13 protein-coding genes are annotated in these 12,979 nt (G+C 32.3%); 3 read left to right on the forward strand and 10 right to left on the reverse strand.

What is annotated here, in order from left to right; genetic code table 11:
- Positions 1 to 238 precede the first annotated feature (238 nt).
- From GKZ86_RS21405 to metG, 5 genes are all read right to left on the reverse strand, one after another.
- Positions 239 to 1,114, reverse strand: a complete 876-nt coding sequence (locus GKZ86_RS21405) for a DMT family transporter (RefSeq protein WP_154785095.1) — start codon at positions 1,112 to 1,114, stop codon at positions 239 to 241.
- Positions 1,115 to 1,143: 29 nt separating this feature from the next.
- Positions 1,144 to 1,830, reverse strand: coding sequence for an RloB family protein (locus GKZ86_RS21410; protein WP_154785096.1), 687 nt, complete (start codon positions 1,828 to 1,830; stop codon positions 1,144 to 1,146).
- Entirely contained in the window at positions 1,831 to 3,195 is a 1,365-nt protein-coding gene (locus GKZ86_RS21415) for an ATP/GTP-binding protein (protein ID WP_154785097.1), read from the reverse strand.
- A 172-nt stretch (positions 3,196 to 3,367) separates the two neighbouring features.
- Positions 3,368 to 3,646 carry a hypothetical protein gene (locus GKZ86_RS21420; RefSeq protein ID WP_154785098.1) on the reverse strand — a complete coding sequence of 93 codons (279 nt, stop codon included), beginning with the start codon at positions 3,644 to 3,646 and terminating at the stop codon, positions 3,368 to 3,370.
- A 359-nt stretch (positions 3,647 to 4,005) separates the two neighbouring features.
- Positions 4,006 to 6,063 carry a methionine--tRNA ligase gene (metG, locus tag GKZ86_RS21425; protein WP_154785099.1) on the reverse strand — a complete coding sequence of 686 codons (2,058 nt, stop codon included), beginning with the start codon at positions 6,061 to 6,063 and terminating at the stop codon, positions 4,006 to 4,008.
- A 564-nt stretch (positions 6,064 to 6,627) separates the two neighbouring features.
- Between metG and GKZ86_RS21430 the strand changes: the two genes are divergently transcribed.
- The gene (locus GKZ86_RS21430; RefSeq protein WP_154785100.1) at positions 6,628 to 6,855 is read left to right on the forward strand and encodes a CDGSH iron-sulfur domain-containing protein; all 228 of its coding nucleotides are present in this window, start codon (positions 6,628 to 6,630) and stop codon (positions 6,853 to 6,855) included.
- 58 nt (positions 6,856 to 6,913) lie between these two features.
- Here GKZ86_RS21430 and GKZ86_RS21435 read toward each other — a convergent pair whose 3' ends face one another.
- The 5 genes from GKZ86_RS21435 to GKZ86_RS21455 all read right to left on the reverse strand — a co-directional run bounded on the left by GKZ86_RS21435 (position 6,914) and on the right by GKZ86_RS21455 (position 11,727).
- Positions 6,914 to 8,101 carry a dipeptidase gene (locus GKZ86_RS21435; protein ID WP_154785101.1) on the reverse strand — a complete coding sequence of 396 codons (1,188 nt, stop codon included), beginning with the start codon at positions 8,099 to 8,101 and terminating at the stop codon, positions 6,914 to 6,916.
- Between the two features lie 186 nt (positions 8,102 to 8,287).
- A complete protein-coding gene (locus GKZ86_RS21440) occupies positions 8,288 to 9,106 on the reverse strand; it encodes a hypothetical protein (RefSeq protein WP_154785102.1) in 819 nt (272 codons plus the stop codon).
- Between the two features lie 75 nt (positions 9,107 to 9,181).
- A complete protein-coding gene (locus GKZ86_RS21445; RefSeq protein WP_154785103.1) occupies positions 9,182 to 10,084 on the reverse strand; it encodes a PhzF family phenazine biosynthesis protein in 903 nt (300 codons plus the stop codon).
- 327 nt (positions 10,085 to 10,411) lie between these two features.
- Positions 10,412 to 10,924: a hypothetical protein gene (locus GKZ86_RS21450; RefSeq protein WP_154785104.1), complete on the reverse strand. Its 513-nt coding sequence runs from the start codon at positions 10,922 to 10,924 to the stop codon at positions 10,412 to 10,414.
- A 296-nt stretch (positions 10,925 to 11,220) separates the two neighbouring features.
- Positions 11,221 to 11,727, reverse strand: coding sequence for a hypothetical protein (locus tag GKZ86_RS21455; protein WP_154785105.1), 507 nt, complete (start codon positions 11,725 to 11,727; stop codon positions 11,221 to 11,223).
- Between the two features lie 203 nt (positions 11,728 to 11,930).
- Between GKZ86_RS21455 and GKZ86_RS25275 the strand changes: the two genes are divergently transcribed.
- Together GKZ86_RS25275 and GKZ86_RS21460 are read left to right on the forward strand one after the other, a co-directional pair.
- A complete protein-coding gene (locus GKZ86_RS25275) occupies positions 11,931 to 12,101 on the forward strand; it encodes a hypothetical protein (RefSeq protein ID WP_194632511.1) in 171 nt (56 codons plus the stop codon).
- Between the two features lie 68 nt (positions 12,102 to 12,169).
- On the forward strand, positions 12,170 to 12,712 hold the full coding sequence (locus tag GKZ86_RS21460; RefSeq protein ID WP_154785106.1) for a DUF4375 domain-containing protein: 543 nt from the start codon (positions 12,170 to 12,172) through the stop codon (positions 12,710 to 12,712).
- Positions 12,713 to 12,979 lie beyond the last annotated feature (267 nt).

Consider the following 12,979-nt stretch of genomic DNA (forward strand, 5'->3'; position numbering starts at 1 on the left):
TTTCTGCCACAGATTAAATGATTTCAAAGATTTAAAAAGAATCTGCTCAATCTGCAGAATCTGCGAGAGAACTTTTTAGCCACGAATTGCACGAATTAGCACTAATTTTTTGCTACAGATTAAATGATTTCAAAGATTTAAAAAGAATCTGCTCAATCTGCCAAATCTGCGAGAAACTTTTTTTGCCAAGAATTATTAAAAATCAATCTGTGTGATCCGCGTTCCAGTCTCTCAATTCTTAGAACTTCTTAAGAGAAATTGTTTTATCGTAAAAAGTAATTCTAATTCCGAAAAGCAAAATCATTCCGCCAAAAACCATTTGTAAAGTTATTTGTTCTTCTAAAAACAACCAAGCTAATATTGAAGTAATTACAGCCTGACTTAATAAACTCAACGAAACTTTTGTCGCGCGCATGTGTTGTGTGGCGTAACTAATCGAAAGCCAGGCGCATAATTGACAAATTACTGCCTGAAGCAGCAATACAAACCAACCCGTATTTGAAAACCCTGTAAAAGGTTCGTTTAAAGAATAACAAAGAATTCCTAAATAAATACTTGATGCCAATAAACTAATGGTCATAAACGATAAAACATCAACTTGTGAAAGGACATTTTTGCTGACCAAAAGATAAATAGAATATAATATTCCGGATAAAACAGCAAAGAGAAATGCCTGATCAAAATTCAATTCCATAAAAAAGCTAAAACCAACTAAAGTTACCATTCCAAATAAGGAAACAACAGTGCCAATCCAGAAATTAGTTGCAGGTTTTGATTTCAAGAACAAGAAAGAACCAATTCCGACCCAAAGCGGTGATAAGTTTGTAAGCAACGAAGCCTGAGTCGCGCTTGAATCCTGAATGGCGATATTCCAAACGGCAACATCTGAGGCAAATAAAATTCCGCAAAGCGCTGCAAGTAATGCAAATTTTAATGTTGGAAGTTTAAAATTTTTACTCAAAAGAACATAAGGCAGAAGCAATGTTATGGCAAAAAACATTCGATAAAAAGCCGAAATTAATCCTGGCGCTAATTTCAATTTAACCAATATTGGGAAGATTGAAATACAAAGTATCCCGCAGATTAAGGCTAATCTTGGTTTGGTGATTTTCATTGTTTATTATATAAAAAGAGCTAAAGATTTTATATTATTTTAGGATCAATAACTTCAATATTAATTTTTGAATAATTAAGTAGTTCCTTCATTAAGAGATATACTTTCGTTGATTTTTCTGCAGGAAAATAATCACCTTTATTTAAATCTGCCTTTTCAGCCCTTTCGATCGCTTTCAAAATATATTCTTGAGTTAAATACCCCTTAGGATAATTTTTAATTTTTGAATGAGCATGTTTTGTTCCAAGCTCTGTTTTTGATTCTTTACTAGTTTTACATAAAATATTTTCTGGCTCATCCAAATGAAATAATAGCCATATCTCAAAACAATAATTGCTTATAAATAAATTAGCATCAATTAGACTTTCACAATATTCTTTTAATTCGGGATATTCTTCTTTTGGATGTTGATCCACATCAAGTACAAACCTAAATTTGTCATCTAAAGATGGAGTAACAGGTAAGCTTTTAGGTGGATTTTCAATGAAAGATTTGGCACGCTCAATTAATTTTTTTGGTTGAGAACCTTTGACATTCGTGTCTTTTTCAAAAACATGTAAAATGCTTGCTTTTTTAGGTTCAAAAAATAAATTATTAAAAGTTCCGAAATATTTGGGTTCCTTGTCTTCTCCTTCATAAACAATGAAGAATTTAGTTGCATCTTTAAATGATTGCTCTTTATTGTAATCATCTAATGTGTATCTCTTACGCTCCATTTATAAAGGATTTTCTTCGATAATTAATTTGGAAAAATCTCCTAAAAAAGGTATTCCTCCATATCTTCCTTCTAAATAGCCTCTTTCTAAAACTTTGTCGCCTCTTGGGTTAAAATTGCTTAACGGATAAAATTCTGTACTTCCATCAGATTTTTTTTCGGTAAACCAAATTTCATCTCTTCGCAATAGTTCATCATCTAATAAATGACTTTCATGGGTTGTGAAAATTAGTTGGCTATTGGTTTTTGAATTTAATGAATATGTTTTTAAAAGTTCTTTAGCTAATAAAGGATGCATACTTCTTTCTAGTTCATCAATAATATATACAAGATCGTTTTCATATAGTAAATCTTCGAATGCTGGAGCGAGTTCGAATAAGCGATTGGTACCGTCGGATTCTTCATGAAAATCAAATGTAAAATTTGAATTTTCATGTTTAGTACATAATATGAAAACAAAATAGTTGTTATTTTCTTTTACAAAGCTATAATCTTTATTTCTATATGTAAATACAATTGCCTTTTCATTTGTTGTACTAGTGTTATTTTGAATATTTGATTCTAATTCATCAATGAGATTGTTTTTAAAATTTACATCATCTAAGCCAAAAAATAAATCAGATTCTATTTTTCGAAGTACAATTTTTTCAATTCCTGTTTTGCTATTTACAAGTATCTTATTTGTAAAATCTAATTTTTTATTTCCTAGTAAAACAGATTTAGTGAAGTCAATGTCTATAGAATTTGGAAAGACTAAATGAAGTTGTGAAAAAGCTTCGCAGATTTTATCTAGAATTTTATTGTTGTCAAAAAGTAAGTAACTATTATTTAAAACAGTTTCATTGTCTTTAAGTTCTTTTCTTAGAAATTTCTTAGCAAATATTAAATCGTTTTTATCTTTAAAATAATCCCCAAATATTACTTCATTATTATCTCTCTTGAAGAGTAATTCTTCTTGGCTTTTCTTTACTGAGTTTATTAAATAAAGCCATTCATGTGTTATTTTTCCCTTAAAAATTTCAACAGCATAATCGAAATGAATTCCTTGGTACTCATATTCAATTCGAAAAGTTGAAGGCTTTTCTAGATAGTTTTCGTCAAGTCTGAATCTTTTACTTTGAGGTATTAATAGTTCAACATCATTTATTACTATAGATTTCAAGAAGGCAATTGCTCTTACTAAGTTACTTTTCCCCGCAGCATTTGCTCCATAAATTGCCGCAGTTTTTAATACTTCTACTCCTGATTTGGTTTTTTTTATATGATTTGTAAGTTGACGAGAGCCATTTCCTTTTGCAGGAAGCATATTGAATTCTGTCTCATCTTTGAAAGACATGAAGTTACTGACAACAAAACGGATTAACATGATTTTACGATTTTTTCGTTAAAAATTAAATAACAAATCAAATAAACGAAATTATTTTATCATTACTTGCTCTTATTGCGATTTTTTCGAAATAATTAATTTTAGGATTACTATTTAAGATAAATTTTGAGAATCAATTAAACTTTATAATTGATTCTCAAAATTTTAGGTATTATGCATTCATGATTCTCGCGCAGGCTTTATTAATTTCCCTATCAGAAAAATGCCCGAGCGTTTCTGCCAGCATTTTACTGGTTCTAATGGAATTAATTATTCTGATTCTCAGATCTCGATCATCGCCCATTTCGCTTAAGAGAATTGTCTCGAAAATTTCGGACAAATACTCAGGTTGATCTCTAAAGTCATCTACAAACCAAAGGTCTGAGAGAAATTTTGCCATTGCAATCATTACATCTTGTTCTGATGTTTTTTCATTTTCTTTTTTTTGCATAAACCTGAAAATATTAAACGCACGAATCCCTCGTTTTAGATGTGCAAAAAATACCCCATAAGGATAGGTTTTCCCATTGTTTCCTCAGGGACATCATGACGAGGGATTCGCTTATGTTAACTTTTATTAGAAAGTTCCTAAATAAATCCTATAGTGTATTTTTTGCAAAACAAACCTACAACTAAAAAACCAAATATGTAAGAAAAATACATTTGTTTTGTTCCTACAAGGTTTTTTTCAACCTTGTAGGTATGACAATCTATTCAAAACCTACAAGGTTGAAAAAAACCTTGCAGGACACGTATATAAATTAAATAAGACAAAAAAAAAGATGTGCAATCACACATCTTTTTAAATCTTTAGTTTATCGTTTCACCATTTGGTGCATCCGTATCAGGATTTACGAATACCAATTTTCCTTCGGCATTTGTTGTCATTAAGATCATTCCCTGACTTTCAACACCGCGTAAAGCTCTTGGCGCTAAGTTGGCCAAAACCGTAACACGTTTGCCGATGATTTCTTCTGGTGAAAAGCTTTCGGCAATTCCGGAAACAATCGTGCGAACATCAATTCCGGTATCAATTTTAAGCACCAAAAGTTTGTTGGCTTTTGGCATTTTTTCTGCTTCAATAATAGTTCCTACGCGTAAATCCATTTTGGCAAAATCCTCATATTGAATTAAATCTTTTTGAGGTTCTGCTTTTTTGTTTTCAGCAATATTAGCGGTTTTTGTAGCTTCCAATTTATCTATTTGTTTTTGTATTTCTTCGTCTTCTATTTTTGCGAAAAGTAATTCTGCTTCACCAATTTGGTGACCTTCCGGAATTAATTCTGAATTTTCAGCAACATCATTCCATTTCAATTTACCTTCATTTTTTAAGATTTTTGACAATTTTGCAGCCGTAAAAGGCAAAAATGGTTCGGCTAAAACGCTCAACGCAGCAGCAATTTGCAATGCTACATACATTTGAGTTTTTACACGCTCCGGATTGTCTTTCATCACTTTCCAAGGCTCTTCGTCAGCAAGGTATTTATTTCCTAAACGCGCAACATTCATTAATTCACCCAAAGCTTCACGGAATCTGTAACGCTCAACCGAACTTGAAATCACAGCTGGATACGCTTTTAATTCTGCTAATGTATTTTCATCAACTTCAGATAATTCATTTGGTGTCGGAATAAATCCTTCGTAATATTTGTTGGTTAAAACCACTACACGATTAATGAAATTCCCGAAAATGGCAACTAATTCATTGTTATTTCTCGCCTGGAAATCTTTCCAGGTAAAATCGTTATCCTTAGTTTCCGGTGCGTTTGATGTTAATGCATAACGCAAAACATCTTGTTTCTCCGGAAATTCTTCTAAATATTCGTGCAACCAAACTGCCCAGTTTTTAGAAGTCGAAAGTTTGTTTCCTTCCAAATTCAAAAACTCATTTGCAGGAACATTGTCCGGCAAAATATAGCTTCCTTCGGCTTTAAGCATCGCCGGGAAAATGATACAGTGAAAAACAATATTGTCTTTGCCAATAAAATGAACCAGTTTTGTGTCTTCGTCTTTCCAGTATGGTTCCCAGTCTTTTCCTTCACGAAGAGCCCATTCTTTAGTAGACGAAATATATCCGATAGGCGCATCAAACCAAACGTATAATTTTTTTCCTTCGGCACCTTCAACCGGAACATCAATTCCCCAGTCAAGGTCACGCGTTACCGCACGAGGCTCAAGTCCGCCGTCAACCCAGGATTTAACTTGTCCGTAAACATTCGGTTTCCAGTCGTTTTTATGTCCAACCAAAATCCATTCTCTCAGGAAATCAGTATATCTGTCAAGAGGCAAAAACCAGTGTTTTGTTGCTTTTAAAATTGGAGTTTCTCCGGTAATTGTCGATTTCGGATTAATTAAATCTGTAGCATTCAAAGTCGATCCGCAATTTTCACACTGATCGCCGTAAGCTCCATCATTACCACATCTTGGGCAAGTTCCAACCACAAAACGATCTGCTAAAAACTGATTCGCTTTTGCATCGTACAATTGTTCTGTTACTTCTTCAATAAAATCACCTTTATCATACAATGTTCTAAAGAATTCCGAAGCCGTGTCATGGTGAATTTTAGCCGAAGTTCTTGAATAGTTGTCAAACGAAATTCCGAAATCAGCAAATGATTTTCTTATAATTCCGTCATATTTATCAATAACTTCTTGTGGTGTAATTCCTTCTTTTTTGGCTTTCATCGAAATTGCAACGCCATGTTCATCGCTTCCGCAAATAAACGCAACGTCTTTTCCTTGCAATCGTAAATATCTCGAATAAATATCTGCAGGCACGTAAACCCCCGCCAAATGCCCAATATGGATAGGTCCGTTGGTGTAAGGTAAGGCTGCCGTAATAGTATATCTCTTTGGATTTTGTATCATAACTCAATTTTATTGAGTGCAAAAATAAGCAATAGAATTGAGATTTTGTTATTTCACGGAGTTTCACAGAGAAAAAGCGCCGAGTTTTGTTTTAAAGAATGTGAATTAATCTCGCAAAGTCGCCGAGTCGCAAAGTCAAAGAAGCAATTTTTTTTTAAAACTTTGCACTTTTGCGATTTTGCGAGAGACTAAGTCAGACTTTGGGAATGCATTTTTTCAGGAGCTAATCCCGCTATCCGTTACAATCTTTTGTGTCTCGTTAAAGAAACGAGACACAAAAGGATTTCCTCTTCTATCGGGGCTAAAAAAGCTTCTGGTTTGTCAGGCTGAGCGAAGTCGAAGCCTCGTTTGCTGAATCACTTTGCGGGGCTTCGACTTCGCTCAGCCTGACAATATTGTGCATATCGATCTTAAACAAAAAATACTTAACGAATCTCTGCGCTTTTTCTTTGTGAATCTCTGCGGTATAACCCCATAAAATAGAACCAGTTTAAACTAGCATTCCCACTTAAATCTTCAAAATATATTTTGCAACCTTTGTACTGAAAAAACAAAGACAATTTTATGAGCAAGACAAAACTAATCATCAATAAAAACGGATCAATAAAAATTGAAGGTGATTTCGAAATCATGGATCCGGAAGGAGTACTTTATGGTTTACAAGGAAGATCTGCATTGGGACTTTGCCGTTGTGGATTATCTGCAAACAAACCTTTTTGCGATGGAGGACACCGTAATAACTTCGAACACGATTCAATCGCGTTTGATTTACCACCAATGAAAACGAATTAAGAATCGTTTTTCTGGTTTAGGATATAAAAAAAGCTGCATTAATGCAGCTTTTTTTGTTTTAGAATTTAAATATTGATTGTCCTTTAGTCGCGGCATCGAATACTCTTAAAAAATTGCCGCCTCCAATTTTACCAATTTCTTCTTCGTTGAAACCTGTTTTTAATAAAGCATCAACGACCACATAATAGAAACCTTCTTTTTGGTCTTTCCAGGTTTCGTTGGTACCGCCGTCCATTTTATTTTTGTCACCGCCTTTTTGAGGTTCTCCTTGTTGCTGTTTTATACTTTCCGGAGATCTGTAGGGCGGAGTCAGTTTAGTATCTGTTCCTATGGCGACATGATCGATTCCGACAACGTCAACCATTGCTTTAATATTTTGTGCATATTCTAATGGCGAATCGGCAAGATGTGTCCAGACACCAATAACGCCGCCGGTTTCGGCAACGATTTTAGCTTGTTCTTTGCTGATAAGTCTTGGGCGCATCATTTTGTTCATGAACTCATTTTTTCCCAATTGAGTATCAAGACCCGTATGCGAAACAAGTACAGGTTTTGTCGTTACTTTTAATGCAGCATTTAAGGTTTCATTATTGGCATGAGAAAGGTCAACAACAATACCAAGCTGGTTGCATTTTTTGATAACATCTGCACCAAAAGTTGTTAGTCCGCCAAATTGCGCGGGATTGGTAAAAACATCGCCCAAAGGCACTGATGCATCATGATCGTGAAGTAAAGTTAAATGTCGTAAACCTTTGTTATATGCAATTCCGAGTCGGTCTAGATTTCCTTCCAGAAAATGAGCTCCTTCAACAGATTGAATAACAGTTGGAATGTGATTTTTATATGCAAATTGAATATCGGCCAAATTCATGGAATGTGTCATATTGTTGCTTTCCAATATTTTGTCCATTGCAGTTAATCCGTTTAAGAACCGATTGTAGGCATCACCGGGATTTTTAAGCTCTTGGTAATCAACAGCAAATGTCATGCAAATTGCAGATAATCCCGATTTTTTCATTTCGCCAATTAAGTCGATTTTTGGACCGGGCAACTCTGTTGCATTAAGCGGAACATCAACGTGATTGTGAGTGTCAATTCCGATAGTTTTGGCTACGATTGCCGCTACACGCGGATCAAAAGTTTCGGCTGCCCAAGTAATCATTGGGTTTAACATGATTAATGTGCCAGCTCCGGTTAAAGTGTACATGAACTTTCTTCGTGACCAATCTTGTTGTGTTTTTTCCATTTTATAAATTCCAAACAATTAATTGCTACTAAAACTAACTGTTTGTAAATATATGTTTTTTGGAATCGTGTGCTTTTTGGGTAATTGTTTTTTAACTTTTTTTTATTGAATGTTTGAGTGCATCATTTAAAAATAAAGTAAAATATTGATAGATTATTTTTATAAGCAAATGATTTCAACCACTATTTATTTTTCTTCTTTTCCAATTTTGTCAAAAGCATCTTTATTCATTACTACTAATTCATCAGTCTTGCAATTCCAAATTGAAACATATTTTTGAGACATTACATATACAGTTTCCCACTTAGTGAATTTTTCATATAACATTGTGGTACATATATCTGTTGCAGTTATTAAATCGCCTGTTTGGGGTAAATGACTATGTATAGACGCTAAAGTTATATTTTTTTCGTTTCCATAATTCACAGGAATAATATTAGCGTGCAATGTTTTTGTGCTTATTAAGTTATTGTTTTTATCAAAATTTAATAGATAATCATTTCCAAATATTACAACTCCACTATTTGTTGGGCCAGTTAAAACGTATACTTTTTTTTCATTGTTTGAGATTATAGGAATCAAATTAAGACTTGAATTTTGATAACTTTTAAAAATAGTATCTGTTTTAATAGCATTTAAAGCTTTTGTGCGAATGGTATATAAATCATTTTCATTTTTAGAAAAAGTCCTTTCTTCAAGTTCTACTTTAGCGGTTTTAATATTGTAAGTAGCATCAAAAATTATTGTACCAATAACTTTAGGATTCTCATCTTTAGAGAAAAAGATGCATTTAGATAATTCATTTTCTGAATAGGAAAAATATCCACCAATTTTCCCCTGTTCTTTATATTTTTCAATAAACAAATCTGTTCCATACCAAGAAGCCATTTCTGATTTATATAGTGTTTTACCTTCGGCTACAACTTGAGAGACTTTCTCATTTAAATTTTTTTGTGAATAACAATTTATTCCAATTAGGATTAAAATAAAAAATGATTTTTTCATAGATATTCTATATGGTTTGATTTTGAGTGCTTATGTTATAAATAGTTCTAGGGTTCTAAATACAAAGTAATAGATTTATACATAAAGCTCCCCTTTCATTGTTATAATAGAAGTTCCTCCAACCAAAATATCTTCTTCACGATTCATAACTTCAATCAATGAGGGTTGTTTTAATTTTACGCCTTGCAGAATTTTATATTCTTTATCTGATTTGGTGAATTTCTTTTGAGTTAAAAAGCCAATTAAAGGTCCGGCAGCAGTTCCTGTAGCGGGATCTTCATTTATTCCAATTATTGGATTGAAAAATCTTGTTTCGACTATATGTTCCTGATCTTCATCAGCAATAGTGAAACAATAAAATCCTTCAAATTTGTATTCTTTTGAGATCTCGATTAAAAGCTGATTGTCAGGAATACAGCTATTTAGTATTTGACTGTTTTTTATAGGAACCATTGTATGGGCTACTTCTGTTTTAACAATTGTAGGCACAAAAGCATTAACATCTAAATCTTCAATTTTTAAACCAAGTGCTACAGCAATTCTATACGTTGGAATTTCTTGTTTGATGATTGCCGATTTTTGATGCATTTGAACAACAGGATAAAAAGTAACCGGGTCAAAATTTACAGTTAACGGAATTGCTGAATGTTTCATGATTACAAAAGGCTCACTTTCATTTTGCTCGTCAAAAATTGGAATTCCTTTTAGCAACGCGCCGCAGACCGCTCCTAATAGATTATGTCCTGCTCCGTCGATTTCGATTCCGGTTGGGGTAAACGAACGAACCATTAGTGCTTTTTCTCTTGTGGAATAATAAACAAAAGAGGTTTCAGAATAGCCAAATTCTTTAGAAATGTCCTGATAGATTTCTAGTTTTAGATTTCCATCGGTGAAAACCACAGAAAGCGGATTTCCTTTGTAGCTTTTAGTTGAAAACACATCTAAAACGTAATACTCTAATGCTGTTCTTCCTTCCATTGTTGATCTTTTTTTAAATGATTATTTCTAAAAATAAGTCTATTACTTTTGGTTAAAGTTACAGATACAATCTTTAAGTGATTGCTTTGTGTTGATTAACAATATTTTAAATTTGATATAATTTCAGAATCAATTTATTGCTGACTTTATAAAGCATAAAAGTACTACAAAAATAACGAAGAAAAAATGAACTTTATTTTACTTTTTGGTTAGTAAATTTGTGAAGTAGTAAACGATTAATTAATATTATAAAAATTGAATTAAACCAAACAAAATATAAATAGACGTTAAGTGTTCTTGCTATGAAGTTATTGTTATAATGGAGAGTCATTCTTTTCTTAAAGATGGAGGAGGAGGAGGTGGAAGAATATAAGTTAAATCACCAAAGTTAATAATTTGTTTTGTTGGAGAAAACTTTAAATTCTTTTTAAAAGTACCTAATGAGTCAACAAAGTTGTAAAGTTCTTCAGGGGCGATATGCCCGTATATGAAAATTAATTTGTTTTTTCCGTTATTTGAAACATTTATCAAGTAGCTTTCTCCATCACATAAATTTTCTTGTGCATACACAGACTTAAACTTTTTAAGGTTCAAACTTTGAAGATATTTATTTAGTTTAATTTTTTCATCATTTTGAATTATAGCATAGAAATTTTCGGTAGGTTCGGGAAATCTTCTTTGAAGAAATACAGTGTCACTGTTGGTGAATTTAACTGAATTGTCGTGATGTAAACCAGCATAAGAAAAAATTAAGCTATTAAATGGGAACTCATTCACTTCGTCTTTTTTGCATCCAAAAAGAGCAAATACGAGTATAAATAATAAAATTGTTTTCTTCATGATTTAAATTTACAAATTTGTAATCGCTCTAATAATCCATAAAAGAATAATAAATAAGACAATAGAGAATTCAACTTTATTGACTTTTATATTTCCAAATTTTTTAACGAAATATATGTCAATAAATACAACTACTACAACAGGAATTAATCCCATTAAAATATAAATTCCGACTAGTCGGTCTTGAACAGAATTGCTTGCAAAGAGAGTTAAGGAAAAAATGAGACCGGAAAGAATTGATAGAATTCCTAAAAAGGAAAATAGAGTTAGGTTTTTTAGGAGATTCATTTAGCTTTTTAATTATTAATTATCATATTATTTATCATAAAATGAAGAAGATTTGTGTCTTCCGTTGAAATTGGTGTTTCTTTGTTGATCGATATTATTACCTGTTGTTTTTTACTTACAATTCCCCACCAAACCCAATTTGCATTTTCGTCTGAGATTTTTGATTCTACTAAAACGTCGAATTTAGTTTTATAACTGTTCCAGTTTTCTCTTTTAATTTCTTTTTTGAACTGATCTTTAAGAAATCCGCTGAGTTGATTAATTAATTCCTCATCGTTTAATTCTTGATTTTGTGTGTATGAACTAATTGTGATGTTTAATTCAGAAGTTGGATCTGTTATGTTTACAATACCTTCATCGTCTTCTTTTAAAGAAAAACTTTTAGGGTAATAAATGTCATAAGCTTTAGACTTAGGTACAAATGAAGTCATTACCTTATTGTTTTCATTTTGTCCAAAGGCACTCATGCTTAACATTGTAATTAGTATTGTTACATAGATAGAAAATACTTTCATGGATAAAAAGTGGTTTGGGTTAAATTAAACTTGATTTGCATCAAATGTATTTATTTTTAGTTACACATTATCATCTTGGTTTTTTAGTTTTTATGAAATTTCATTCTTTTTTAAAAGCATTAGAATCAATAATCGATTGGCTGGTGATATGTCTTTGATATTGGTTTCTTATATTTGCAATGTAATTTAATGAAGAGCAAACCATGGCAAAAGGACCCGAAAAAAACACCAAAAACAAGGCTTTGCATACCAAATTGCTAAATCGGAAAAAGGCCAAACTTCAGGAAGAAAAAAAAGAACGTGCATTACGTTTGAAAGCCTTAGTTGCAAAAATGAATGAAAAGAAGAGTAGTGACGAATCTGATGTTATTTAAATCAGATTGTATTTCTTTTCTGTTTTAATTTAACTGAAATTTGCAAAACAATCTCAAAACAAAACAAAATGGAGGAATTCGGTAGAATATTAGTTTCTGAAACAGCAATGAATAGTGAAAATCTTCAGGATGTTATTCACTCAAATATTTCGGTAATCAATTTAATGCGCGAAGAAGGTGTCGATGATGAATTTATTCATGAAGATGCTTTGTTGAGTTATTATCTTGATTATTACTGGTCGCAATATACCGAAGGAAATTTTGCGCAATTTGTTCATAAATCTGGTTGGAATAAAGAACTAAACGAATTAATCGAAGAAGGTTTGGCTCTAATTGGTGCCGAAAAACATGTAGAGTTATTTCAACAACAAAGCAAAAAAGTGAGATTAATGAGCAGCGTAAAGCTCAATAAATTCTTAACAGGAAAATTAGAAGGCGTAAACCCAACTAGGGATTTGCTGAACAACGATACTTTCTACGAATTAGAAGAAAACCTAATTACGCTAAATGCTAATTTCCTAAAAAATCATCCTGATTTCGAAGTACTTTCTGTAGATGATATGTTTGCGACTTTAGAGGAATTTGTTGGTCATGAAATTAAGAGAGCTTAGTTTTTTAAGGCTCTGAGTGGCTAAGTTGCTGAGGTTCTAAGTTATATTTGGAACGTATGTCAGGCTGAGGCGGAATCGAAGCCTGCAAAAGCTTTTTATCGCTGAGGTTCGCAAAGTTTTTCACAGAGATTCACAAAGGTTTATTTTTCTTTGTGACTCCGAGTCTTTGGGCGATTAATTTAAATTTCTTTAAAAAACTTAGGGAATCTTTATGAGGCCTTCGTATCCGTTTGTGAAATAACTTTATTATTTTCGTTATTAATGATT

It is taken from the genome of Flavobacterium sp. LC2016-13, from assembly GCF_009707955.1.
In the GTDB taxonomy this organism is placed as follows: domain Bacteria; phylum Bacteroidota; class Bacteroidia; order Flavobacteriales; family Flavobacteriaceae; genus Flavobacterium.